Annotated in this window: 24 protein-coding genes; 15 read left to right on the forward strand and 9 right to left on the reverse strand. The window is 64.4% G+C overall.

The window, feature by feature from the left end:
• Positions 1–59 precede the first annotated feature (59 nt).
• Positions 60–425, forward strand: coding sequence for a nuclear transport factor 2 family protein (locus IPK65_10145; GenBank protein MBK8163475.1), 366 nt, complete (start codon positions 60–62; stop codon positions 423–425).
• A gap of 48 nt (positions 426–473) precedes the next feature.
• On the opposite strand, the gene IPK65_10150 is transcribed toward IPK65_10145, so the two are convergent.
• Positions 474–2,288: a glycosyltransferase family protein gene (locus tag IPK65_10150; GenBank protein ID MBK8163476.1), complete on the reverse strand. Its 1,815-nt coding sequence runs from the start codon at positions 2,286–2,288 to the stop codon at positions 474–476.
• A 257-nt stretch (positions 2,289–2,545) separates the two neighbouring features.
• Here IPK65_10150 and IPK65_10155 point away from each other — a divergent pair, with 257 nt between their 5' ends.
• Entirely contained in the window at positions 2,546–4,174 is a 1,629-nt protein-coding gene (locus tag IPK65_10155) for a fused MFS/spermidine synthase (GenBank protein MBK8163477.1), read from the forward strand.
• 18 nt (positions 4,175–4,192) lie between these two features.
• Here IPK65_10155 and IPK65_10160 read toward each other — a convergent pair whose 3' ends face one another.
• Positions 4,193–4,813 carry a fused MFS/spermidine synthase gene (locus IPK65_10160; GenBank protein ID MBK8163478.1) on the reverse strand — a complete coding sequence of 207 codons (621 nt, stop codon included), beginning with the start codon at positions 4,811–4,813 and terminating at the stop codon, positions 4,193–4,195.
• A 193-nt stretch (positions 4,814–5,006) separates the two neighbouring features.
• On the opposite strand from IPK65_10160, the gene IPK65_10165 reads away from it, so the two are divergent.
• From IPK65_10165 to IPK65_10180, 4 genes are all read left to right on the forward strand, one after another.
• Complete coding sequence (locus tag IPK65_10165; protein ID MBK8163479.1) at positions 5,007–5,666, forward strand: sulfotransferase domain-containing protein; 660 nt, start codon at positions 5,007–5,009, stop codon at positions 5,664–5,666.
• Between the two features lie 127 nt (positions 5,667–5,793).
• The gene (locus tag IPK65_10170) at positions 5,794–6,261 is read left to right on the forward strand and encodes a hypothetical protein (GenBank protein MBK8163480.1); all 468 of its coding nucleotides are present in this window, start codon (positions 5,794–5,796) and stop codon (positions 6,259–6,261) included.
• A 156-nt stretch (positions 6,262–6,417) separates the two neighbouring features.
• Positions 6,418–6,903 carry a cyclic nucleotide-binding domain-containing protein gene (locus tag IPK65_10175; protein ID MBK8163481.1) on the forward strand — a complete coding sequence of 162 codons (486 nt, stop codon included), beginning with the start codon at positions 6,418–6,420 and terminating at the stop codon, positions 6,901–6,903.
• Between the two features lie 85 nt (positions 6,904–6,988).
• Positions 6,989–7,225, forward strand: a complete 237-nt coding sequence (locus IPK65_10180; GenBank protein ID MBK8163482.1) for a hypothetical protein — start codon at positions 6,989–6,991, stop codon at positions 7,223–7,225.
• Positions 7,226–7,306: 81 nt separating this feature from the next.
• Here IPK65_10180 and IPK65_10185 read toward each other — a convergent pair whose 3' ends face one another.
• The gene (locus IPK65_10185) at positions 7,307–8,728 is read right to left on the reverse strand and encodes a dihydrolipoyl dehydrogenase (protein ID MBK8163483.1); all 1,422 of its coding nucleotides are present in this window, start codon (positions 8,726–8,728) and stop codon (positions 7,307–7,309) included.
• Between the two features lie 71 nt (positions 8,729–8,799).
• Positions 8,800–9,537, reverse strand: coding sequence for a glutathione peroxidase (locus IPK65_10190; GenBank protein ID MBK8163484.1), 738 nt, complete (start codon positions 9,535–9,537; stop codon positions 8,800–8,802).
• 161 nt (positions 9,538–9,698) lie between these two features.
• On the opposite strand from IPK65_10190, the gene IPK65_10195 reads away from it, so the two are divergent.
• Positions 9,699–10,610, forward strand: a complete 912-nt coding sequence (locus IPK65_10195) for a LysR family transcriptional regulator (GenBank protein MBK8163485.1) — start codon at positions 9,699–9,701, stop codon at positions 10,608–10,610.
• Positions 10,611–10,631: 21 nt separating this feature from the next.
• Here IPK65_10195 and IPK65_10200 read toward each other — a convergent pair whose 3' ends face one another.
• The 3 genes from IPK65_10200 to IPK65_10210 all read right to left on the reverse strand — a co-directional run bounded on the left by IPK65_10200 (position 10,632) and on the right by IPK65_10210 (position 14,059).
• Positions 10,632–11,450, reverse strand: coding sequence for an FkbM family methyltransferase (locus IPK65_10200; protein ID MBK8163486.1), 819 nt, complete (start codon positions 11,448–11,450; stop codon positions 10,632–10,634).
• 132 nt (positions 11,451–11,582) lie between these two features.
• A complete protein-coding gene (locus IPK65_10205) occupies positions 11,583–13,553 on the reverse strand; it encodes a tetratricopeptide repeat protein (GenBank protein ID MBK8163487.1) in 1,971 nt (656 codons plus the stop codon).
• Positions 13,554–13,747: 194 nt separating this feature from the next.
• Complete coding sequence (locus IPK65_10210; protein MBK8163488.1) at positions 13,748–14,059, reverse strand: hypothetical protein; 312 nt, start codon at positions 14,057–14,059, stop codon at positions 13,748–13,750.
• Between the two features lie 213 nt (positions 14,060–14,272).
• Between IPK65_10210 and IPK65_10215 the strand changes: the two genes are divergently transcribed.
• The 5 genes from IPK65_10215 (at position 14,273) to IPK65_10235 (ending at position 20,177) form a co-directional block, all read left to right on the forward strand.
• Positions 14,273–14,755 carry a DNA starvation/stationary phase protection protein gene (locus tag IPK65_10215; GenBank protein ID MBK8163489.1) on the forward strand — a complete coding sequence of 161 codons (483 nt, stop codon included), beginning with the start codon at positions 14,273–14,275 and terminating at the stop codon, positions 14,753–14,755.
• A 356-nt stretch (positions 14,756–15,111) separates the two neighbouring features.
• Positions 15,112–16,368: a peptidase gene (locus IPK65_10220; protein ID MBK8163490.1), complete on the forward strand. Its 1,257-nt coding sequence runs from the start codon at positions 15,112–15,114 to the stop codon at positions 16,366–16,368.
• Positions 16,369–16,435: 67 nt separating this feature from the next.
• Positions 16,436–17,902: a thiol oxidoreductase gene (locus IPK65_10225; GenBank protein ID MBK8163491.1), complete on the forward strand. Its 1,467-nt coding sequence runs from the start codon at positions 16,436–16,438 to the stop codon at positions 17,900–17,902.
• Between the two features lie 35 nt (positions 17,903–17,937).
• Positions 17,938–19,008, forward strand: a complete 1,071-nt coding sequence (locus tag IPK65_10230) for an imelysin family protein (GenBank protein ID MBK8163492.1) — start codon at positions 17,938–17,940, stop codon at positions 19,006–19,008.
• Positions 19,009–19,013: 5 nt separating this feature from the next.
• Positions 19,014–20,177, forward strand: coding sequence for a DUF1513 domain-containing protein (locus IPK65_10235; GenBank protein ID MBK8163493.1), 1,164 nt, complete (start codon positions 19,014–19,016; stop codon positions 20,175–20,177).
• Here the strand turns inward: IPK65_10235 and bfr (IPK65_10240) are convergent.
• Together bfr (IPK65_10240) and bfr (IPK65_10245) are read right to left on the reverse strand one after the other, a co-directional pair.
• Positions 20,174–20,641, reverse strand: a complete 468-nt coding sequence (gene bfr / locus IPK65_10240) for a bacterioferritin (GenBank protein MBK8163494.1) — start codon at positions 20,639–20,641, stop codon at positions 20,174–20,176. The two genes, IPK65_10235 and bfr (IPK65_10240), sit on opposite strands and share 4 nt — an antisense overlap.
• A 34-nt stretch (positions 20,642–20,675) precedes the next feature.
• The gene (gene bfr, locus IPK65_10245) at positions 20,676–21,140 is read right to left on the reverse strand and encodes a bacterioferritin (protein ID MBK8163495.1); all 465 of its coding nucleotides are present in this window, start codon (positions 21,138–21,140) and stop codon (positions 20,676–20,678) included.
• Between the two features lie 234 nt (positions 21,141–21,374).
• Here bfr (IPK65_10245) and IPK65_10250 point away from each other — a divergent pair, with 234 nt between their 5' ends.
• The 3 genes from IPK65_10250 (at position 21,375) to IPK65_10260 (ending at position 24,583) form a co-directional block, all read left to right on the forward strand.
• Positions 21,375–21,569, forward strand: a complete 195-nt coding sequence (locus IPK65_10250; protein ID MBK8163496.1) for a (2Fe-2S)-binding protein — start codon at positions 21,375–21,377, stop codon at positions 21,567–21,569.
• A 305-nt stretch (positions 21,570–21,874) separates the two neighbouring features.
• A complete protein-coding gene (locus IPK65_10255) occupies positions 21,875–22,876 on the forward strand; it encodes an extracellular solute-binding protein (GenBank protein MBK8163497.1) in 1,002 nt (333 codons plus the stop codon).
• A gap of 129 nt (positions 22,877–23,005) precedes the next feature.
• Positions 23,006–24,583, forward strand: a complete 1,578-nt coding sequence (locus IPK65_10260; protein ID MBK8163498.1) for an iron ABC transporter permease — start codon at positions 23,006–23,008, stop codon at positions 24,581–24,583.
• The last annotated feature ends 147 nt before the right edge of the window (positions 24,584–24,730 follow it).

Genomic DNA, 24,730 nt, shown 5'->3' on the forward strand with positions numbered 1-24,730 from the left:
GGCGCGGCGCTTCTTCGGCGTGATAATAGGAACAGGTTTAGCCATCTCGGGAGATATTCATGAGTCAGGCCGACGCATCCTCGATCCTGCGGGAATTTCTCGATGCCCTGGCCGGGCGTGATTTCTCGCGGGCGCGCGCCTGCCTGTCTGACCATGGCTTTGTCTATTCCAGCCCGCTTTCCGTGTTCAGCGATCCCGATGCGTTCATCGTCGACATCTCCCGCCTGGGCTGCATACTGGAAAAACTCGAAACGAGGCGAATGTTTGCCGATGGCGCCGAGGTGTGCGTCATCGTCAACTTCGAGGTGCGCATGGCGGAGCTGAGTTCCATCGACGTGGCATTGTGGGCTTCCATCGAGGACGGCAGGATCATCACGATGAAGGCGTTCTTTGACGGGCGGAAATACGACGCCTTGTTCGAGTGATAAGCCGGGGTTCAGCGGTTCCGGGCTGCTGAATACATCCCCGCCAGATCAGGAAGGTGGTACGCGCCGTGGCCGAACGTGCCGAAGAAACTCAACCAGTGCCGAGGCGACGTTCGATATCGGATTGTTCCAGTCGTTAATACGCGCCTGCCGGAACAGCCGCGCGGTCGGGTACCACGGGCTGTCCTCGCGCTGCAGCAGCCAGCGCCAATCCGGATTCGACGGCAGCAGGATCCATACCGGCTTGCCGAGCGCGCCGGCGAGATGGGCGACGGAGGTATCGACCGTGACGACCAGGTCGAGGCATTCGATCAGCGCGGCGGTATCGTCGTAATCCTGCAGCGCGTCGCCGAAATGCCTGATCCCGGGCATGGACGCAAGGCTTGCGCGATCCTCCTCCCGTACTTCCTTCTGCAGGCTGACGAAGGTCGCTCCGGCATCGAGCAGCGGGGCGAGCTCTTGGAGGCGGATGGAGCGGTTCGTGTCGTTCCTGTGCGTTGGGCGACCGGACCATGCGAGTCCGACGCGCGGCGTGTTTCCAGTCCCGAGCCGCGTGCGCCATGCGGCGACCTTCGCAGTGTCGGCGCTCAGGTAGGGAATGCCGGCGGGTATTGACTGCAGGTCCGTACCCAGGGCGAGCGGCAGGCTCATCAGCGGGCAATGGAGATCGAACGGCGGCAGCGGCGCGCCCTGCGCGACGATCTGTGCCGGCCCGGCCAGGCGGGCCAGCAGCGATGCCAGCGAGGGTTGCACCTGCAGGATCACCCGCGCGCCCCGATCCGCGACGAGCCGCGCGTAGCGACAGAACTGGAGCGTATCGCCAAATCCCTGCTCGGCATGGAGCAGGATGCCCCTGCCGTCAAGGTCCTCGCGTCCCAGCCACAGCGGCTGCGGGTAGTCGGGCGGGATTCCCGTGTCAGCCACCTTCCAGCGCCACTCGTATTCCGCCCAGCCCTGCCTGAAGTCCCCGTTCAGCAGGCGCTGCAGGCTGATGCAATAATGCGCCTCGGCGTGATCCGGTTGCAGCGCGATGACGCGCCTGAAACAGTCCAGCGCCTCTTCGCGCCGGGACAGGACGTCGAGGATGATGCCGCGATTGAGCCAGGCATCGGCGTATTCCGGTCTGAGCGCCAGCGCACGCTCGATGTCCGGCAGCGCCGCTTCCGGACAGTTCAGCTCGCGCAGGACGTTGCCGCGATTGTTCCATGCCTCGGCATAATCGGGTTTGAGCGCGAGGACCCGGCCATAACTCTCCAGGGCTTCTTCCTTGCGGCCGAGTTTGCGCAGGATGTTGCCGCGATTGAAATGCACCGGTGCGAGTTCGGGCCTGAGCGCCGCGGCGCGCTCATAGGAGGCGAGCGCCTCGTCTGTGCGCGACAGGGTCTCGAGCGCGTTGCCGCGGTTGAGCCAGGCCTCGGCGTAGCCGGGTTTCAGCGCGAGCGCCCGTTCGTATGCGGCCAGCGCCTCCTGCTGCCGCATCAGCGCCTGCAGGATCACGCCGCGGTTGAAGTGGACCTCGGCGATGCCGGGCTGCAATGCGAGTGCGCGATCCATGCTGGCCAGGGCCTCCTCATGCCGGCGCATGGCCATCAGAACATTGCCGCGATTGCAGATCGCGTTGACGGAGGACGGATCTACGGCGAGCGCGCGGTCGAGCAGGCGCAGGGATTCCTCGCCGCGGCCGAACTGGTATTCCAGCAGCGCGAGCATGCACAGCGCATCGAAGTTATGCGGTTCGGCCTGAACGATCCCGCGGTACAATGCGGCCGCCTGGGGCAGTTGGCCTGCGCGATGCAGCGCCTGCGCCTGCCGGAATGCCTCGACGGTATTCACGGGCGGGGTCTGCCGGAGCCGGGGCGCCATCCGGACCCGCATCGCCTCGGGACACTGCGCGAGGTCGTCGCGGCGGAATCGGAAACGGCGGTTTGCGTGACGTTCAGCATGATCCTGTGGGTCGGGCGGCGCAGTCGGTCAGGGCGGCATCGCGGTGCCGGGACCGCCGTGATTGTTGTGTCTGCACGTCCATATTTTACGGGCTGCTGTGCTAGTATAGCCACTGGATTTGCGGGTGGTCCGTCCCGTCGAGGGGCGCGTCCGGCGGGCGAGGCGATGGTTGCGGCATGATGCGCGAAGGCGTCGAATCGAAGGCGGTTTCCAGGCGGCGGTGGCTCTCCGTGAGCGGTGGAGGGGCGTCCGCTGCGCCGCGGCTGCTGCTGACGCTGGCGTTCACCGAGGGCGCGGCCGTGATGGTCGCCGAACTCGTCGGTGCCAGGATGCTCGCACCCCAATACGGAAATTCCCTCTATGTGTGGGGCGCGATCATCGGCGTCACGCTCATCAGCCTGACACTCGGTTATTACCTGGGCGGCCTGCTGTCGTACCGCCGCCGGCGCACGGAGCTCGTGTACTGGTTCCTGCTGGTCGCGGCGTTCCTGATCGCGCTCATGCCGACCCTTGCGCATACGCTGATGGTCGCCCTCGACGGGATGGGAGCGGTCAGGGCGATACTGCTCGCGACCTCGCTCTATCTCCTGCCACCGCTGTTGCTCCTCGGTGCGACGACGCCGCTGATCATCTCGATCCTGTCCCGCGACGTCGCCGATGCCGGCGGGGTAACGGGCATGGTCTACGCGACATCAACCGTGGGCGGCATCCTGGGCACCTTCGCCGCGGGGTTTTACCTCATCCCGGATTTCGGCCTGACGCGGACGGCGGTCGCCGCCGGCATCGTGCTCGCGATCCTGCCCTTCGTCCTGCTGCTGCGCCTGCGGCATTACCCCGCGTTGCTGTATCCGCTGGCGCTGGTGCTGCTGTTGATGCCCGGCGCGGCGGACAAACCCCACCCCGGCGTCAGGGTGCTCTATCAGTCCGAGGGACTGCTCGGCCAGCTCAAGGTGGTGGACGTTTCGTACACCACACCCGACGGCCGCTCCCACAAGAACGACCGGATCCTGTTCGTCAACCGCGCCGGCCAGACCTGGGTCAACCTCGACACGGGACAGGCGGTGTGGGAGTACGTGCATTACCTGAAGACCATCGGCAGCGTGCTGCCGCCGGGCGCGCGCGTACTGCTGCTGGGGCTGGGCGGCGGCATGACCGCGCGCAATATGCAGGCCATCGGGCACAGCGTTGACAGCGTCGAGCTCGACGAGCGCGTCCCCGACATCGCCCGCCGCTATTTCGGTCTCGCGGGCGACAGCAAGGTCATTGTCGACGACGGGCGCCACTACCTCCGCAACACGCGCGAGCGCTATGACCTGATCATCTTCGACGTCTACCAGGCCGAGATTCCGCCGGCGCACATGCTGACCTTGGAGACGTTCCGCGAATTGCAGCAGCGGCTGAATCCCGGAGGCTTCGTCGTGATCAGCTATACCGGTTTCCTGACCGGGCCGACCGGTTACGGGGCGAGATCCATCTACAAGACCCTGCTCGCGGCCGGCTACGAGGTGAGTCTGGTCCCGACGGGCGCCAACGAGGATACGCGCAACAACATCTACATCGCGACGCTCGGCGCGGTCGATTTCACCCGGCCGCGCGCGCCGCTGGTAATCGGGGGCCAGGTGCGATCGCTGCCCGAGCTGTTCATCGATCCGGCGCTGCTCGACCTGGAACAGGCCATGGTGCTGCGCGACAACCAGCCGATCCTGGAGAAGCTCAACCTGGAGGCGGCGGCCATCTGGCGCGCGAGCTATCACCGGATCTTCACCCGGCCCTTTCTCGAGATGGGCATCCCGCTGTTCGAGTAGGGCGCCGCGGCGCCGTCCTCACCCGCCCGTGATCCGCCGCTCGACGCCGGAGAAATAGAGCAGGGGGAACAGCCCGAGCATCGCCGCCGTGAACAGCAGGCTTTCCCGCATGCCGACGTCGGGGATGGCGTAGAAGGCGACCACATAGGTGGCGATGATGCCGCCGACGGTGGACACCGCGTAGACCGTTCCGGCGGCGTGGCCGACCCGGCTGTCGTGGGGCGTCACCAGGCGGATGATCAGGGGCGAGACCATGCCGAAGCAGATCAGCGGCGGAAACAGGAACGCCAGGCATGACAGCGTGATGCCCAGCCGCAGGTCGAGACCCAGTGTCGCCGTCATGACGAGGCGCGCGCTCCACGGCATGAGCAGTACCAGCAGCGCGGACACCAGCATGATGAGGTAGAGGGTCCGCTTGCAGGGGAAACGCCGCGACACCATTCCACCGAGGAAATACCCCGTCGTGAGGCCGCCCAGGGTCAGCGCCAGCACCGCCGCCCAGACGTAGAGCGAACTGCCGTAGTAGGGGCCGACGAGCTTGGCGCCGGTGATCTCGACGGCCATGACGGCGCCGCCTTCGACGAACGAGACGATGAACAGAAACCAGGAGGACAACAGCGAGTGACGCGTCTGTTCCATGATGGCTGGCGGGCTCTATGGCTGCGGGAGGCTGGTCAAGGCGACACGGGCTCCGATGCGCGGTCCGCGAAGAAGCGGTGTCTTGCCGGTGCACATGCAGGCGCCATTTAAGCAAATTTTCCGTCTCCTCGCCAGCATCGCCCGTGTTACCCTTGTGATCAGGTTTTGATCCACGGCAGCAGCGGGAACGGTCATGCAAAAACGGCTCATCATGCTGGCGTCGTATCCCCGCAGCGGAAACACCTATCTGCGCACGATCCTCTGGCATTGCTTCAAGCTGCCTTCCGCCAGCGTCTACCAGCAGGACCTGCTCGGCGCCAAGACCCTGGAAAAGTATGTCGGCCATGTCGAGATCGCCCCCGGGGGGCTGCAGAACTGGTCCGGGAAAAAGGGGATACAGGCGGTCAAGACCCACAAATACCCGGCGGACGATACGCCGGCGATCTATGTGGTGCGGGACGGAAGGGCCGCCAGCATCAGCCTGTGGGAGTTTACCCACCGGAAGATCACCCTGGACGAGCTGATCGAGGGCAGGCATCAGTACGGTACCTGGGCCGATCACCTCGCGGCGTGGCGGCCGTGGGAGCGCGCCGGTACCCTGCTGCTGCGGTACGAGGATATGGCGGAAAATCTGCCGCTCGTGCTGGAGGAGATCAGCCGGTATCTGGGCCTGAGGATCCTCGCGCGCAAGGTGCCCGACCGGGACCGGATCGCGGACATCGCCCTGATCTGGGTGCGGAAGCCTACCGACTGGCGCCAGTGCATCAGCGAGCCGCAGCTCGATCTGTTCGAGAAGATCAATGGAGACATGATGAGAAGGATGGGATACGCCGTGCATGCGGGCGGCGGTTGAGTCCCGCTCCTGCCGGCTTCGCGTTGTGTAGGTCCAGCCGGTGATGCCTGATAAAATGACAGAAGGCCGTTGGCGGCCAGGGATGCATTGAAAACTTTAGCGACAATCTGTCGGGAAGGTCGAGGCCATGAATATTCAATCCGGATTTACCTGTGTCGCTCTGGCGCTTATCGCCTTGCTCACGGGGGGTTGTGCATCGACGCTGTCCGGTGAGTCGTATTCCCGCGACGAGGCGCGCCGGCCGCAGCAGGTGCAGATCGGTGTGATCGAATTCGTGCGGCCCGTGGTCATCGAGGGCACCAAGACGCCGATCGGCGCGGGCGCGGGCGCCATCGTCGGCGGCATCGCCGGCGGTGCGGTAGGAGAGGGCCGCGGCAGCGCCATAGGTTCAGTGCTGGGTTCGGTGGCCGGCGGCATCGCCGGCGCGGCGGTGGAGGAGCAGGCGACCAAGCGCCAGGGCGTGGAGGTCACCGTGCGTCTCGAGAGCGGCAAGGTGATCGCCGTGGTGCAGGAGGAGACGCCGAAGGAGACCTTCACCGTAGGTGAACGCGTGCGTGTGCTCACAGTCGGCGGCACGACGCGCGTGAGCCACTGAGCGTTGCGCCTTGCCGCGCATGGGCGGCTCGATTCCTGACCCCTCCGCTTGGGTATTGGCGTTCCGGCGCCCCTTGCATCACTGGCAGTACTGCGGCGCCTGGATTTCATCTAGAATCTCCCGCTCTGGGTAACCATCGTGGGGGAGATAACGTATATGACGAATGAAGCAGCGGACGCCAGGCTTCTCGCCGCATCAACCATCGGCGAGGAACTTGACGAGCAGGAGTGCCGCGTCCTGGCCGGCGTCATGGGGGTGCGTCGCCTGCATGACCAGGAGCTCCTGGTATCCGAGGGGCAGATGGAGAACACGCTGTTCGTGCTGATGGAGGGGAGGCTTTCCGTCATCGGATCCATCCTCGGGCAGGAGCTGGTGGTATACACCATGAAAACCGGCGAATGCGCGGGCACGCGCGCCTTCGTGGACCGCACCCCGCGCAAGGCCACGCTGCGCGCCAGCGGTGAGACGCTGGTGTATACCATGACCCCGGCCGCCTTCGAGTCCTTGCTCGACCGGCATCCGCACATCGTCTACAAGGTCATGCGCGCGCTGTTCCGCATCACCCATTCCAATCTGCTGCGCATGCGGGATGAAAGCCAGGAGCTGGTCAACTACGTTTCAAAGATTCACGGGCGCTATTAGTCCGGGCAGGTACTGTGTACTCCGGGCGTCCCGCTGCGCGGGCTGTCTGCCGGGGTTTCTTGCAGGCGCAGCACAGGAGCCAGCCATGACGAAGACACATAAACCCGAGCAGGTGGGGGCGCCCGATCCCGAGGCGCGCACTTCCCCCATCTTCGTCCGTTCACCCGAGCAGTTCATGTCGCCCGATCTGGAGCTGGAGGAAGGCTTCTGCTTTTTCAACGACGTGAAGTACGCCCTCGGGGAGTATGTGTGCAGCGGGGACGGACTGCTGCGCTGCGAGGGACGCGGCGTCTGGCTGCGCGAAGGGGTGTGTCCGCGCTAGCCGCACTGCGGTGGACACGGCGCCGCTGTCGCATCATAATGCCACCGGCGCCGGCCGGCGAGTGAACACGGGGCGCGAGGCTCAGGCGGTGCGCCGCCGCGCCTGATCGCCGGCCTCCTGCAGCCTCGCCTGGGCGTCCCGCAGGGCGGTACGCAGACCTTCCTCGATCACCGGATGATAGAACGGCATCTCGAGCGTCTGTTCGACCGTGAGGCCGGCCTGGATCGCCCAGGCGAGCAGGTGCCCCAGATGTTCCGCGTCCGGCCCCATCATCTCCGCCCCGCGCAGACGGCCGCTGTGTGCGTCGGCGTAGACGTGCAGCAATCCCTTGTTGCGCAGCATCACGCGACTCCTGCCCTGGTCTTCGAACGACACGCGCCCGGTGACGAAACTGCCCGGCGCGAGATCGGCATGGCGGGCGCCCGCCACCGCGAGCTGCGGATCCGAGAACACGATGGACAGCGGCGCGCGGCGCAGGCCCGGCCGGACCGCGGGATGGCTCGCGGCGTTGGCGCCCGCGATGCGCCCCTCGTCGGCGGCCTCGTGCAGGAGCGGAAGATCGTTGTCAGCGTCGCCGGCGATAAAGATATGGCTGGCGCCGCACTGCATCGTCTGCCGGTCGAACAGCGGCACGCCGCGTGCGTCGAGGGCGAGCGAGGTATTCTCCAGGCCGAGATTGCGCACGTTCGGCGCGCGCCCGGTGGCGACGACGACGTACTCCACGATGTCACGGCGCGTCTCGCCCGCGCGGTCGTCATACTGCACGGCCACGCCGCCCTCGACCGCGTCCAGCGCGTGTATCGTTGCGTCGGCGTCGAGGTAAAACTCGTCCTGGAAGGCGCGCGTCGCATAGGCGCGTATCTCGGGATCGGTGAAGGGTCCCACCAGGTGATCCTTGCCGAACATGAGCACCTTCACGCCGAGCCGGTGCAGCGCCTGTCCGAGTTCAAGCCCGATGACGCCCGGTCCGAATACCGCCGCCGATTTCGGCAGATCGTCCCAGGCGAATATGTCGTCGTTGACGACGGCGCGACTTCCCAGCCCGCGAAACATCTGCGGGACGGCGGGTGACGAGCCGGTGGCGATGACGGCCCGCGCACAGCGGATGCGCGTATGGTCGTCCACCTTCAGTGTGTGGTCGTCCTCGAAGCGGGCGTAACCGCGGACCTTGTCCGCGTCGGGGATGCCCGCGACTCCCTGCAGGACGAAGCCGACAAAGCGGTCGCGCTCGCGCTTCACCCGCGCCATGACAGCGGGTCCGTCGACGGCGACGGTTCCCTCCAGCCGGATGCCGAACTCGGGCCACCGGGCCGGAATGTGCGCCGCCTCGGCGGCCGCGATCAGCAGCTTGCTCGGCATGCAGCCGACACGGGCGCACGTGGTGCCGTAGGGGCCGCCCTCGATGACGACGGCGCGCCTGACTGCGGCGACTGCGGCCCTGTAGGCGGCGAGACCGGCTGTCCCCGCGCCGATGACGGCGACGTCGACTTCAATTTCCTTCATGTAACTCCCTCTCGTCTGAAATGGTTCAGGAGTTGCGGCGGCCACATTCGCGGCCGCCGTAACCTCCTCCGTCACGCTGCCCGCTTCGCCCAGCGCTCGAGTTCCTCGTGGCCGCCGATGAGTTCGCCGTTGATGAACACCTGCGGTACGGTCTTCTGGCCGGTGACCGCGCCGATCACCTTGCTGCGCACGTTGTGGGCCAGCGGGATCTCGGTGTAATCATAGCCGAGGTCTGTCAGCATGGCCTTGGCCTTGGCGCAGTACTGGCATCCTTCCCGCGTGAAGACCGCCACCTGGTCGGGCTTCTTCGCCTTCGGGTTGATGTAGCCGAGCATGGTGTCCGCATCCGACACCTCGAACGGGTCGCCGGGCTTCTCCGGTTCGATGAACATCTTCACCACGACGCCGTCCTTCACCAGCATCGAGTAGCGCCAGGAGCGCTTGCCGAAGCCCAGATCCGACTTGTCCACCAGCATGCCCATGCCTGCGGTGAACTCGCCGTTGCCGTCCGGAATCAGCGTTACGTTCTCCGATTCCTGGTCCTTGGCCCACTCGTTCATCACGAACGTGTCGTTGACCGAGATGCACGCGATCGTGTCGACGCCGTTGGCGAAGAATGCCGGCGCCAGCTCGTTGAATCTCGGCAGGTGGGTGGACGAACAGGTGGGGGTGAATGCCCCCGGCAGCGAGAACACTACCACCGTCCTGCCCTTGAATATATCGTCCGTCGTCACGGTCTTCCACTCGTTGTTTTCGCGCACGCGGAAGCTGACCTGGGGGACGCGCTGGCCTTCATGATTCTGTAACATCAGACAATCTCCTTTGTAAGCGGTAATGGTTAAGTGATACAGGCCCGAAATTCGGTGCTCGCGGTCCACTATAGGAGGCCGTCGCAAACGCGGCTAATACTATGTTAGGATTGCTTCGATAGACATTACCTATCGATTGATTCGGGCGGGATCATCGGGCCATGACGCTGACGGAGCTGAAATACATCATCGCGGTCGCCGCAGAACGCCACTTCGGGCGCGCGGCGCAGCGCTGCTTCGTGAGCCAGCCGAGCCTGAGTGCGGCAGTCAAGAAGCTCGAGGACGAGCTCGGAGTGCTGATCTTCGAACGCGGCAAGCACGAGATCCTGGTGACCCAGATCGGCGCGCAGGTGGTTGCCCAGGCGCGCCGCGCGCTGGAGGAGGCGGAACGCATCAAGGCGGTGGCGAAGCAGGGGAAGAATCCCCTGGCCGGCACCTTCCGCCTCGGCATCATCCACACCGTCGCGCCCTACCTGCTGCCCGACCTGGTGGTCGGATTGCGCCGGCTCGCGCCGCAGATGCCGCTCGATATCGAGGAGAACCTGACCGCCAATCTGGACCAGATGCTGAAGAGCGGGCTCATCGACGCCGCCATCCTCGCCCTGCCGTACGAGGCCGCGGGCATCGATATCGCCCCGCTCTACGATGAGGAGTTCCGCGTCATCGTGCCGGCCGGGCATCCCTGGGCGCGACGCCGCGTGATCGGACCCGAAGAGCTGGCGGCGCAGAACCTCCTGCTGCTCAGCATCGGCCACTGTTTCCGCGACCAGGTCCTGGGTGCGTGCCACGAATTCGCGCGCGCGCCCGCTTCGGGTAAACAGGGTAATTCGCTGGAGACGATACGCAACATGGTGGCCTCGGGCATGGGGATCTCGGTCCTCCCGGCCACGGCACTGACCCCGAAGTATTCGAATCCGCTTATCAAGGCGCTCGATTTCGCCGCGCCCCGGCCCACGCGGCGCGTGGTGCTGGCATGCCGCCAGGTTTTCCCCCGTGCGGAGGCGATACGGACGGTCGTGCGTGCGTGTTCCAGCCTGGATCTCCCGATTGTGTCACCGGATCCCGCGCCGTGAACGAAAGGGCTGGCCGCGGATTTACCGCAGGCGGAGGCCGCCTCCCTCGATAGATAATTCCTTGCTGGTCGGATCCGATTCGTGGATGGCCAGGACGTTGATCCCCATCGGATAGATCACGTAGCCCATCTGCTGGAGCAGCAGCAACAGTTTCTCCCTGTCGGTCTTTATCGTTTCGATCATCATCTGCGGTCTGAACCGCCTGATCGTGTCTGCCGCGCCGGCCAGCGCCTCCAGCTCCATACCCTCGATGTCCAGTTTGATGAAGTCGACGCGGGAAAGATTGAGGGAATCCAGGGTGATCAGTTCAACCGTCGTCGTTCCCGCATCGGAGTAGTCGATCTCCTGCCCGATGAATTCATTGTTCTCTCTCTGCCTCAGCTCAAGGCTGCCGAAGCTGGACGGCATCAGGTAATTGGGGGCCGGAATCCTGATCCTTCCGTTTTCGGCGCCGACCGCCGCGAGTGTGGCGGTCGCGTTCAGGCAGTTGTTGATGGCGACGTTGCCGGCCAGGGCATAGTAGATCCTTTCCTGCGCCTCGAACGCCAGCACGGTGCCCCAGCCATGGAGCAGGCGCGCCCACTCGACGGTATGCACGCCGATGTTGGCCCCGCAATCCAGCGCCACGACCCCGTCGCCGAAGTGCGTCCTGCGCTTCAGCAGCAGCGCGAGTGCGAAATTGACTTCGTCATGGTCGAAGCTTGAGGTAGTGAGGACCTGGTAGCCCACGCCGAAGCCCTGCTTCGGGTTGATCATCCTGTAATCATGGCGGTTGACGATCAGCGTGCCGTGATTGGAGGAGACGAGGATGAAGGCGATCGGGCGTCTTGTCGGTGTCATGATGGTTTTGTGCTCCTGCCTGCGCCGGGGATTGCGGGGTGTAATGCATGTGCTGTGCGCAGAATAACATGAGCCATGCCGGAGATCGATTGGAGGAGGGGCATCAGCAGTGATCCCGCCGGATGACATCGACTACAGCCTGCTCAGTTCCCCGGTGATGCGCCGGATCACGCTGTCCCAGTCGCCCGGCCGGGTTTGCCTGAACAGTCTGACACCGGGATACCAAGGGCTGTCCTCTCGATCCAGCAGCCAGCGCCAGTCCGGCGTATAGGGCAGCAGGATCCACGTCGGTTTTCCCAGCGCACCCGCCAGATGGGCAACGGAAGTGTCGACCGAGATTACCAGGTCCAGGCTTTCGATCAGCGCGGCGGTGTCGTCGAAATCGTTCAGCTCAGCACCGTAATGCTTGATCTGCGGACAGGACGCGAAGAGATCCCGGTCACGATCCCGCAGTTCCTTGTGCAGGCTGACGAACGTGCCGTCCCCCTCGAGAAGCGGCAGGAGGTCAGTCGGTCGGATGGAGCGGTTGTAGTCGTTTCTGAACGCGGGTCGGCCGGACCACGCGAGCCCGATCCGAATTTTCTCCGGCCGGCCGAGCCGGGCCCGCCAGGCCTCGACGCGTACCTGGTCGGCGTGCAGATACGGGATCGCGGCCGGGATCGTACGGAGATCAGTGTTGAATGCGAGCGGCAGGCTCATGAGCGGGCAGTGGAAATCAGCGGCGGGCGGCAGGTCGCCTGCGGAGATGACCTGTGCCGCACCCGGCAGCCGCGCGAGCAGGGATTCCAGCGGCGCTTGTACTTCCAGGATCACGCGGGCCCCCAGTCCGGCGACGAGGGGGACATAGCGGCTGAACTGCAGGGTGTCGCCGAGGCCCTGTTCGGCGTGGATGAGAATGGTCTTGCCGTCGAGATCCTCCCTGCCCAGCCACAGTGGCTGCTCAAATGTCCGCGCCACGCCAGCCTCCTTCACCTTCCAGCGCCATTCATATTCTTCCCAGCCGCGCGCGAAGTCCGCGCTGACGAGGCGGTATACCGCCTCGCAGAAGTGCGCTTCCGGATACCCGGGATCGAGCGCCAGGGCACGGGAGGTGTCCGCGTATGCATCCTCGAAACGTCTCAGGTGCATCATCAGTACGCTGCGGTCTATGAATGCCTCGGTATAGTCCGGCCTGAGTTCCAGGGCACGGTTGAACGCGAGCAGCGACTCCGGCAGCCTGTTCAGGCACCTGAGCGTTATGCCCCGGTTGTAGAGCGCGTCGACGTGGTCCGGGGTGAGCGCCAGGGCGCGGTCGAGGCTTGCCAGCGCTTCTTCGTGCCGGTTCAGCGCATTCAGGACGATGCCGCGGTTGAGCAGTGCCTCGCCATAGGACGGGTTGAGTGTGAGCGCGCGATCATAGCTTGCCAGGGCTTCTTCCAGTCTTCGCAGCTCGCGCAACACATTGCCGCGGTTGATGCAGGCCTCTGTGTAATTGGGATAGTATCCGAGCGCGCGATCGTAGCTCGTCAGCGCCTCCTCGTAGCGTTCGAGCGTGCGCAAGGCGTTTCCGCGATTGTAGAGGGCCTGATAAAACCCGTTTTTGCGCGCCAGAGCCTGGTCATAGCTGGCAATGGCGTCTTCCGGGCGCGACAGGAGTTCCAGCACGATGCCGCGATTATTGTACGCCTCGGCATACTCGGGTTTCAGCGCCACGGCGCGGTTGTAGCTGGCCAGCGCCTCCTTGTCGCGCGCGAGTTCCCGCAGCACCACCCCGCGGTTGAAATGAACCTCGGCGGAACCGGCATTGAGCGCGAGCGCACGATCGTAGCTCGACAACGCCTCCGCGTACCGCTTCATCGCCAGCAACACGTTGCCACGGTTGGTGACCACGACGGCGGACCGCGGATTGACCTTCAGCGCCCGGTCGAGCAGGCGGAGGGATTCATCGCTGCGCCCGCTTTGAAACTCGAGCAGGGCCAGCATGCAGAGCGTGTCGAAGTGGGAGGGGCTGGATTTCAGGATCTCCCGGTAGAGGAGTGCCGCCTGATCCAGTTGCCCCCCCTGGTGGATCATCTGCGCATAGCGCAGGCTCTCCGCAATGGCCGCCGGTTGATTTCGGCTCACGGGACCGCCTTTGTTCTCGTCATGTGACTACGATAAACGTGTAAGCTCCGGATCATCCCGGGATATATATCACATCGGCATTGTGCTTCCCAAGGAGGCGGGCGATGCGGCACGCGTCATGCCGCGTCCGGCCGGACTGTGGCCGGGGACCGCGGAGAACCCGCGGCATCGCCGGCCGGCTATCGCGCTGCCCGTCAGCCGTTCGGGTGGTGGCCCGATGCGGCGCGGAGGCGCGGGACCGGCGTGTCCGGGTCCGCCTCCGTTTCACTCGCAGGCGCGATCTTGCACGAATCGGAAAGTTTGTCGGCGCAGGCGAGCAGGAACAGGTGGTTGATGAGGCAGTGCAGGGCAGAGCAGCCCGCGCAGGCCGGTCCCTCGGGACAATCGGGTTCCGTATGCTTGTCGCGATGGTAGATCCACTGCAGGCGCACCACGCCCGAATCGGCGTCGGTGATGCAGAGATGCGGATCCCCTTTATCCAGCCAGGCGTCGATCTGGTAGCGCATGTTCGGTCTCGGTACGACGGTACGGCATGAGACAAATGATAATCATTATCATTAAAATGTCAACCGGTCGCCCGGGTCATTTGTGTGGCGATGGGAGCATGCTTCGTTCGTGGCGAGGCTTGTTATATGTCTAAATAGGTCTTATGTTGGACGCAAGGTCTCAGGCATGCGTGAGAACGGACTGATCAGGCAATAACCTCTGGAGGAGTCTTTATGAACGCAAAATCGATGCAGATCAACATCGGCATCAACGATAATGACCGCAAGGCCATTGCCAACGGGCTATCAAAACTGCTGGCGGATACCTATACCCTGTACCTGAAGACGCACAATTTCCACTGGAATGTCACCGGGCCCATGTTCAATACGCTGCACCTGATGTTCGAGCAGGAATACAACGAGCTCGCGCTGGCGGTCGATGCCATCGCCGAGCGTATCCGCGCCCTCGGGGTTCCCGCGCCGGGAAGCTACAAGCAATTCGCGGAGCTGACCCGGATCCGGGAGGAGACCGGCCAGCCGGAGGCGACAGACATGATTCGCCAGCTGGTCGCTGACCAGGAAACGGTGGCACGTACCGCCCGCGAGATCTTTCCCATCGTCGACAAGGCCAACGACGAACCGACCGCCGATTTGTTGACGCAGCGCATGCAGGTTCACGAGAAGACCGCATGGATGCTGCGCAGTTTGCTGCAGTAAACCCCGCCCGCATGCCGCGATAGGCCATTCCCGGGCCTGTCGCGGCTGTTGCCGGTGTCCTCGCCGCCCCCGTTTCATCCGGCCATTTCCGGTTTTTTCCTTCCGCGGCGCATCCGCACCGCCGCGCCGGTATCCCGCTCCGTCCGCATCCTTCCGTTCGCCGTAACGTGTCCGGCGGAAAAAAGAATCCTTTGTGTTTGATAATTGTTCGTATTATTATTTTCATGCCTAGCCGCCGCGTCGGCGGCGTCAATACTGGCGCCATGGTTGCTGGCTATGGCCAGGTTCCCGCCGCGCGCGGCCGTACGGCGCGCGGATTTCTCTAACAATCGGCTGTCGAACCAGGAGGAACATACATGAAGAGGACCTTAGTGTTGCTTGCCGGTCTGTGCCTTGGCGGGCAGGCCTCGGCCATGACTACACAGCAGGCGGTGCTGGAACATTACGCCGATCTGGCGCATGCGATGTACCAGGATTCGCTCGCGACGGCGCAGACCCTGCAGAAGGCGGTAGGGAAGTTCATCGGGCAGCCGACCGAGAAGAACCTGGTGGCCGCCCGCGCGGCGTGGAAGGCGGCCCGGGTGCCGTACCAGCAAACGGAGGCCTATCGCTTCGGTAACGCAATCGTCGACGACTGGGAGGGCAAGGTCAACGCCTGGCCGCTGGACGAGGGCCTGATCGATTATGTGGACGCGAACTACGGCACTGAATCGGACGAGAATCCCTTCTACGCCGCGAACGTGGTCGCCAGCAAGATGCTGATGGTGGGCGGCGAGCATATCGACGCGGGCAAGATCACCAAGGATGTCATCGGCAGCCTGCAGGAGGCGGGCGGGATCGAGTCCAATGTGGCGATCGGCTATCACGCCATCGAGTTCCTCCTCTGGGGCCAGGACCTGAACGGCACCGGGCCCGGCGCCGGGATGCGTCCCGCCACGGATTTCGATCCGAAGAACTGCACCCACGGGAATTGTGACCGCCGCGCCGCATACCTCAAGGCCGCGACAGACCTGCTGGTGGATGACCTGGACTGGATGGCAAAGCAGTGGGCCAAGGGCGGCGAGGGCCGCGCGGCGGTGGTCGACGGCGGCGCCCAGGGCGTGGCCGCCATCCTCACCGGCATGGGCAGCCTGTCGTACGGCGAGCTGGCCGGCGAGCGTATGAAGCTTGGCCTGATGCTGCACGATCCTGAAGAGGAACACGACTGCTTCAGCGACAACACGCATTTCTCGCATTATTACGATGCCATGGGCATCCGCAACGTCTATACCGGCAGCTATGTCCGCGTCGACGGCTCCAGGCTGAGCGGACCGAGCATCGCCGAGCTGGTGGCTGCAAAGAACCCGGACGCGGACAAGGCCCTGCGCAAGGGGCTGGACGCGACCCTGGCCAGGATGCAGGTGCTGGTCGACAGCGCCGAGAAGAAGGGTGTGCATTACGACCAGCTGATCGGCGAGGGCAACAAGGAGGGCAACGCCATGGTGATGGCCGCGATCGACGCGTTGCTGGACCAGACGAAGCTGATCGAGAAGGCGGTGACCGCCCTGGACATCACCCCGATCGAGTTCGAGGGTTCCGACAGTCTGGACAATCCGGAGACAATCGGGCAGTAATACTCTCCAGTCTGAAATGGGCCGGCCATCGTGGCCGGCCCATGCCGTTCAGGAGCAGGGATATCCGATGAATCGCCTCAAGTATTATCTGCTGGCCGGATTGCTGGTCATGCATTCAGTGGTTACCGCCGGCTTTGAGCCGGAGGCCCCTCCGATGGATTTCACCCGCGTGGAACCGGGTGAGGACATACCCGGGGGTGAGGCCACTCACCACAAGATGGTCAACCGGAACGCGTTCTCCCACGCCTCGGCCAACATGAGCTTCGAGCGCGAACTGGATTTCAAGATCGGCAACGGATTTTTCCGGCGCTTATGGGTCACGTCGCCGTCATCCACCCAGGCTGCGGACGGGCTGGGGCCACTGTTCAACGCGCGCGCCTGCCAGAACTGCCATGTAAAGGACGGTCGCGGTCATCCGCCCGTCGGTCCCGGCGAGGCGGCCGTTTCAATGTTTCTCCGCCTCAGCATTCCGCCGCAGACGGAGGCGGACCGGCGCCTGCTGGAGGAACACAGGGTCAGTGTGATTCCGGAACCGACGTACGGCACCCAGCTGCAGAACTTCGCCGTGCAGGGCGTAAAACCCGAAGGGCAGATGCACATAGAGTACGAAGAGGTGCCGGTGACGCTGAAGGACGGTACCGTGGTGTCACTGCGCAAGCCGACGTACAGTGTGGCCGATCTGGCGTACGGCCCGCTCCATCCCGTAACGATGCTGTCGCCGCGCGTGGCCCCGCCCATGATCGGGCTCGGCTTGCTGGAGATGATCGACGAGCGCGACATCCTTGCCGCCGCCGACCCTGAAGATGGCGACGGCGACGGCATTTCGGGCCGGCCGAACCGCGTCTGGAGCGCGGAGCGCGGGGAGGTGATGCTCGGCCGCTTCGGCTGGAAGGCCGGCGCCGCGACCGTCAATGAACAGGGACAGGCGGCATTCAACGGCGATATCGGCATCTCGGTGCCGCTCTTCCCGGCGGGCGCGGGCGAATGCACCGAACGCCAGGCCGCGTGCCTCGCGGCGCCGAACGGCAACAGCCCGCAGTACGACAACCTCGAGGCCGGCCGCCAGGTCACAGACTTGGTCGCGTTCTATTCGCGCAATCTGGCGGTGCCGGCGCGGCGCGATCACGCTCACCCCGACGTACTGGAAGGAAAGCGGATCTTTTATCAGAGCGGATGCGCGGACTGCCACAGTCCGCAGTACCGCACGCGGACCGACGCCGCGTTTCCCGAGCAGTCGAACCAGCTCATCTGGCCTTATACCGACATGCTGCTGCACGACATGGGTGAAGGGCTCGCGGACAACCGCCCGGAAGCCGATGCCGACGGCCGCGAATGGCGCACGGCCCCGCTGTGGGGAATCGGCCTGACGCCGGTGGTCAGCGAGCGTGCCAATTATCTCCACGACGGCCGCGCGCGAACCCTCATCGAGGCCGTGCTCTGGCACGGGGGTGAGGCGCAACGTTCGCGCGACGCGGCGGCGGCCCTCTCTCGCGGCGAGCGCGAACGCCTCATCCGCTTCGTGGAATCGCTCTGAACATGCCGGTGACAGCGCGCGGAATAATCCTCCTGATGCAGACGGCGTTGTGCCTCCTGCTGCCCGCCGTCGTGCTGGCGGATTCGCCGTGGCCGGCGCTCAACCGCGTCCTCGTGGATGAACACATCGTTCCCCGTTATCAGCATCTGGCCGCAGCGACGGCGGAGCTCGAAGAACACAGTCGTAAATTCTGCGCGGCTCCGGATGACGCGGGCCTCGCCGATGTCCGCGCCGCATACCAGGACACGATGGATGCCTGGATGGAAATCCAGCATGTCCGTTTCGGGCCGGTGGAGCTCTACCTGCGCTACAACCGCTTCCAGCTCTGGCCGGACAAGCACAATACCGCGGAGCGGCAGTTGAGCAAGGCGCTGGCGGAGCGGGATACGGCACAGCTGGCGGAGGACAAATTCCCCTACGCGAGCGTCGCCCTGCAGGGACTGAGCGCATTCGAGCGTCTCCTGTACGGCGGCGACGCCGACGCCACCCGCTTTGGCGGCGAGGGCCAGGATTCGTATCCCTGCCTGCTGCTCGAGGCCATTGCCCACAACCTGGCGCGGATGTCTGCGGACGTCTATCAGGAGTGGACGATGGCGAAACCATCCTACCGGGATAACGTGCTGGAGGCCGAGCAGGGCAGCAGCCATTTCGAATCCAGCGAGGAATTCAGCGCCCGGATGCTGAACAATCTGTACACCTCGCTGCAGTTCATCGTAGATCAGAAGCTGCTGGCGCCGCTGGGGTCGACGCCCGCCGAGGCGAATCCCCGGCGCGCCGAATCCTGGCGCAGCCGCCGTTCCCTGCGCAATATCGTCCTCAACCTGGAGGCGGCGGAGTCGCTGTACCTGACCGCGTATTCCGCGCCTCTCAAGGCGCACAAGGAGAATGCGGCGCTGGATCGGGAGATCCGGCGGGCCTTTGATCGTACGCTGCACGCAGCCCGGGACATCAAGCAGCCGCTCTACGATGCGTTGCAGTCCCCGGGACAGCGCCAGTCGGTGGAGCAGTTGCTGGCCGCGGCGAGCGAGCTGAAGCGCCTCCTGGGTGGCCCCCTGCCGTCCGCCCTTGGCCTGTCGCTCGGATTCAACAGCCTGGACGGAGATTGAGCGGAATGAAACGGCGCGTCTTTCTGAGAACGTTGGCGGGCACATTACTGCTCCCAGTCGCCAGACGCGGCCTGGCCGCCGTTTCACCCGCTGCGGTGTCGTCCACCGGGTTGTATATCAGCGCCCGTTCCGGCGGGCTGGAACAGTATTTCCTGAGTGCGTTCGATTCCGCCGGGAAGCTGGCCTATGATCTTCCGCTGCCCGGGCGCGGGCACGGCATAGCGCTGCGGCCCGATTCCGCGCAGGCGGTTCTCGTTGCGCGCCGTCCCGGGCGTTTCCTCGTCGTGTTTGATGCTGCCACCGGTGAGGTGATCCATAGCCTGAACAGCCGGCAGGATCGCCATTTCTCCGGCCACGGACTGTTCTCGGCGGACGGCCGCCGGCTGTACACCAGCGAGATCGATTACGACGGGGAGCGCGGCGTCATCGGTGTGCGCGATGTCGCGGACGGCTACCGCCAGGTCGATGAATTCGGCACCTGTGGCATCGAGCCGCATGACCTCCGTCTTTGCCGCGGCGGGCAGGTGCTGGTGGTCGCCAACGGCGGCATCCTCACCCATCCCGATTTTGGCCGCGCCAAACTCAACCTGGACACGATGACGTCGTCGCTGATCTATCTCGACGCCGGGACGGGCCGGATGCTGTCGGAGCACCGCCTGCCCCCCGCCATGCACCAGCTCAGCCTGCGCCATCTGGCCGTGCCGGCGCCGGATCTGGTGTTTGTTGCCATGCAGTACCAGGGGTCGCCCGGGGACCGGCCACCCCTGGTGGCGATGCACCGCGCGGGAGAGGGGGGGATGCGCCTGCTGCAAGCCCCGCCCGCGGTGCTCGACCAGATGCGGAACTACTGCGGCAGCGTCTGCGCCGATGCCTCCGGCCGCTGGATAGCGGTGTCTTCGCCGCAGGGCAATGTGGTGACGTTCTGGTCGGCGGAGGGCGGGGAATACGCCGGCGAGGCGCGCGTCATGGACGGCTGCGGCATTGCGGCGGGCATGCGGGCGGGGGAGTTCCTGTTAAGCAGCGGCCGCGGCGGGCTGTATCTCTACGACGTGACGGGCGCCGTCATGACGGCGCTGGAAGGCGCGGGTCCGTCCGACGCGCACTGGGATAACCACATGCAGCGCGGCCCCGGTCCGCTCCGGCTAGGAAGCCTGCACGCAGCCGGCTAGATCTGGTTCTGCAGGAAGTTTTCCAGGCCGATCTTCTCGATCAGGCCGAGTTGCCGTTCCAGCCAGTAGGCATGGTCTTCCTCGGTGTCGGCCAGCATGCCCTTGAGGATATCCCGCGTCTGGTAGTCCTGCTCCGCTTCGCAGACCGACATGGCCTTGCGCAGCGCCTTGATCACGTCGTATTCCAGCTGCAGGTCGTTTTTCAGTATCTGCGGCACGTCCTGGCCGACGTTCAGGGCATCCTGCTTGGACAGGTCCGGCGTGGCTTCCAGGAACAGCAGGCGCCTGATCAGGGCGTCGGCATGCTGGGTCTCTTCCTCCATCTCGTGATTGATGTGCTCGTAGAGCTTGGCGAACCCCCAGTCCTGGCACATGCGTGAGTGGATGAAGTACTGATCGCGCGCCGCGAGTTCGCCCCGCAGCAGCTTCTGGAGTTGCGTGATGACCTTGTTGTTACCCTTCATGACACGATATTCCCCTCGTTGAATTATGCCGGCATCACATCATCGATTGCAGGTAGTTTTCCCGCCCGACGCTGTCGATGAGTCGGAGCTGGGTCTCGATCCAGTCGATATGTTCCTCGGTTTCGTCCAGTTGCTCTTCCAGCAGCTGGCGGCTGATGTAATCCTGGATCGATTCGCAATAGGCGATGGCGCCCTGCATGCTCGCGCGGAGCCCCGCCTGCAGCGTGAGATCGTTGGCGAGTATCTCGGGAACGTCTTCCCCGATCAGCAGCTTGCCCAGATCCTGCAGATTGGGCAGGCCTTCCAGAAACAGTACGCGTCCAACCAGACCGTCGGCGAGTTTCATCGCCTTGATGGACTGCTTGTACTCACGCTCATTGAGATCGTCCAGTCCCCAGTTGCCGAGCATCCTCGCGTGCAGGAAGAACTGGTTGATGGCTGTGAGCTGTTCCTTCAGAACCGCGTTCAGGTGCTGAATTACCTTGGTGTCGCCTTGCATAGCCTTTCTCCCGGAAATGCCTGGTTGAACCGGGCAGTTTGAGTTATACACTTCTTCCGCAGAATTATAACAGTGTGTCTACGCCTCGTCGACGCCTGTTCGTATGTATCATATTGATAATTAATAATATTTATTGTTACTCCGCGGCGATAACGAAATTATTGAAAACCATTATCATTTGTATTATTGTTGCACAATCATTCAGATCTTATGAGTTCGGGGTAAGGGGAACAGATGTACGTATGCGTTTGCAACGCGGTAAGCGATCGTGACATCAAGGAGGCCGCCGGCAGGGGCATCTGCTCCATGGAGGCCCTCGGGAACCAGCTGAAGGTGGCCACCTGTTGCGGGCGATGCCTGGATCACGCCAGCAAGGTGCTCCAGCAGGCGATATCGGATGGGGGCGGGAGTCCGCGCCTGGGCGTCTGAGCGCTTGCATAGCACCGCACGAATCCGAACCGGCGGGCACTATCCCGAGTGATTCGATCGGATAATGGCGATTGCAGTTTCATTTATTCCTCCAATGCCTGCATTCAATCCGTCTCGCCTCGGCGCTCTGCGGGGCGCCGTCGCACGCATGCGGGTGTTCCGCGCTATCGTTACCGTATAAACCGTATAATCTGGCTATAACAGGCGAGGTATTAATGAAGGCATGTCTGAATCACCCTCTGGCTGACCCTTTGAATCCGTGCGACGACAAGTCCGCGCTCGCATCGGGCAGGCTGTTCAGCCGGATGAGACGTACGGCGGCATCCGCGTTCGTTCTCATGCTGGTCTTCTTGGCGGCGGCGCCGGCCCGTGCCGTCGAACTGATCGTATATTCAGAGCGTAATGAAAGCCTGATCAAGCCGCTGTTCGACGCCTACACCAAGGAGACCGGCGTCGAGATCCGCTTCATCACCGATCAGGCCGGTCCGCTGCTGGAGAGGCTCAAGGTCGAGGGCGAGAACACCCCGGCCGACCTGCTGATCACCGTCGACGCAGGCAACCTCTGGCTGGCCGCCCGTGAGGGCGTGCTGGCGCCGGTAGACTCTGCCGTGCTCAACGCCAACATACCCGCGCACCTGCGCGACACGGAGAACCGCTGGTTCGGCCTGTCGGTGCGGGCACGCACGATCGTTTACAGCACCGAGCGGGTAAAACCTTCAGAGCTGACGAGCTACGAGGATCTCGCGTCCCCCAAGTGGAAGGACCGCCTGTGCCTGCGGACCTCTAAGAAGGTATACAACCAGTCCCTCGTCGCGATGATGCTTGAGCGACTTGGCCCCAGGGAGACCGAGCAGGTGGTGCGCGGGTGGGTGGGCAACCTTGCCACGAGTCCGTTCGCGAATGACACCAAGCTGATGGAGGCCATCGCCGCCGGGCAGTGCGATGTGGGTATTGTCAACACCTATTATTTCGGGCGCCTGCAGCGCGAGCAACCCGCCATCAAGCTGGCCCTGTTCTGGCCGAACCAGGACAGCAGCGGCGTGCACGTGAACATCTCCGGCGCCGGGGTCACCCGCCATGCCAAGCACCGAGCAGAGGCGGTCAGGCTGCTGGAATGGCTGTCGACCGGGGAGGCCCAGGGGGCGTTCGCCGACCTGAATCTCGAGTATCCCGCCAACCCGGCGGTGCAACCGGATCCCGCGGTAGCCGCCTGGGGCAGCTTCAAGCAGGACTCCATCAACGTGACCGTCGCCGGCAGCCGGCAGGCGGAGGCCGTCATGCTGATGGACCGCGCAGGGTATCGCTGACCTGCTGTGGCGGACACCGGTTCATCGCCGCTGCCGTCCGTCTTCGCCCCGCAGCGTGCGGAGCGCGGGGCTCGATTCAGACCCTGGTATCTGTATGCCGTGGCACTGGCCACGCTGGTGGCCATCCCGATGCTGGTGATCCTGGCCTCATGGCTCGATCCGCAGCCAGAGGTATGGCGCCACCTGACGGAAACAGTGCTCGGCAGGCTCGTGCGCAACACAGTGATCCTTGCCCTCGGCGTTTCCACCGGTGTCCTGATCATCGGTGTCGGCTTGGCCTGGCTGACCGCCATGTGCGAGTTCCCCGGACGGAGGTTCTTCGAGTGGGCCCTGATGTTGCCGCTGGCCATCCCCGCCTATGTATCCGCCTTTGTTATGCTGGGCCTGTTCGATTTTTCCGGGCCGCTGCAGGCCTTTCTGCGCGAGGCCTTCGGCCCGCATGGATACTGGTTCCCCGAGGTCCGGACGGGCGGCGGCGTGATCGCCGTCATGGTGCTGGTGCTCTATCCGTATGTCTACATGCTCGCCCGCGCGGCTTTCCTCACCCAGGGCCGGACGACGATGGAGGCCGCGCGCGTGCTTGGCCTCGGTCCGTGGGGCGGCTTTTCCCGCGCCGTACTTCCGATGGCGCGCCCGGCGATCGTCGCCGGCGTATCGCTCGCCCTGATGGAGGCCCTCGCCGATTTTGGCACGGTGGCGGTTTTCAACTATGACACCTTTACCACCGCCATCTACAAATCCTGGTTCGGCCTTTTCAGCCTGCAGGCTGCGTCGCAACTGTCCACCCTGCTGCTCCTGTTCGTGGCGCTGGTCCTGCTGGGCGAGCGCCGCCTGCGCGGGCGTGCTCATTATCACGCGGCCGCGCCGAACGCCCGCGCACAGCGCTATGAACTTGCCGGGGTGCGCCGCTGGCTGGCGCTGGCGGCCGCGGGCACGGTCTTCACGATCGCGTTCCTGGTCCCGGTGTTACAGCTCCTGAGCTGGGCCTGGGAAGTTATCGGGACGGACTTCACCGCGCGCTATCTTGAACTTTTGCTGCACACCCTGGCCCTCGGCGGCATGGCGGCCGTCATCACGGTCGCCGGTGCCCTGTTGCTGGCCTACGTCCGCCGCTTCCATCGCGATCGCCTGTCAAGATCGCTGGTATCGGTCGCGACCCTGGGGTATGCGCTGCCGGGCACGGTGCTTGCCGTCGGCATCATGCTCACCTTCACCGGGGTCGACCGCATCGTGAGCGCCCTGTGGCAGGCCGCCGGCGGCGATTTCTCGCTGCGCATTTTTTCCGGCACCGTGATTGTCCTGCTGCTGGCCTATCTGGTCCGTTTTCTCGCGGTGGCGTTCGGTCCCATCGAAAGCGGATTCGCGCGCATCCGCCCCAGTATGTTTGAGGCCGCGCGCAACCTGGGCGCCACCCCGCCGGAGCTGATGCGGCGAGTCTATCTCCCCTTGCTGCGGCCCGGCCTGCTGACTGCCGCTCTGCTGGTGGTCGTTGAAGTGATGAAGGAAATGCCGGCGACACTGCTGCTGCGCCCCTTCGGCTGGGACACCCTTGCGGTGCGCATCTTCGAGATGACTTCGGAAGGGGAGTGGGAGCGGGCGGCGCTGCCCGCCATTACCCTGGTGCTCGCCGGTCTGCTACCGGTGGTCTTTCTGGTACGGCGTTCCGCCGTTGAGGTTTTCAGCTCCGCCGCCTCGGCACCCGACTGACGTTACTCCCGCGCCTGCATATACTTCACGATCACGCGGCGTCCCCGGGGCGGTGGCGTATGCCCGGATGAGCTGCTATGTTGAGAACGCGGGTACGCCGTGCGTAAACCGCCGCGGTCGCTGTTGATCTCATGAAGTCGCCCCGCA

It is taken from the genome of Gammaproteobacteria bacterium (assembly GCA_016712635.1).
In the GTDB taxonomy this organism is placed as follows: Bacteria; Pseudomonadota; Gammaproteobacteria; order SZUA-140; family SZUA-140; genus JADJWH01.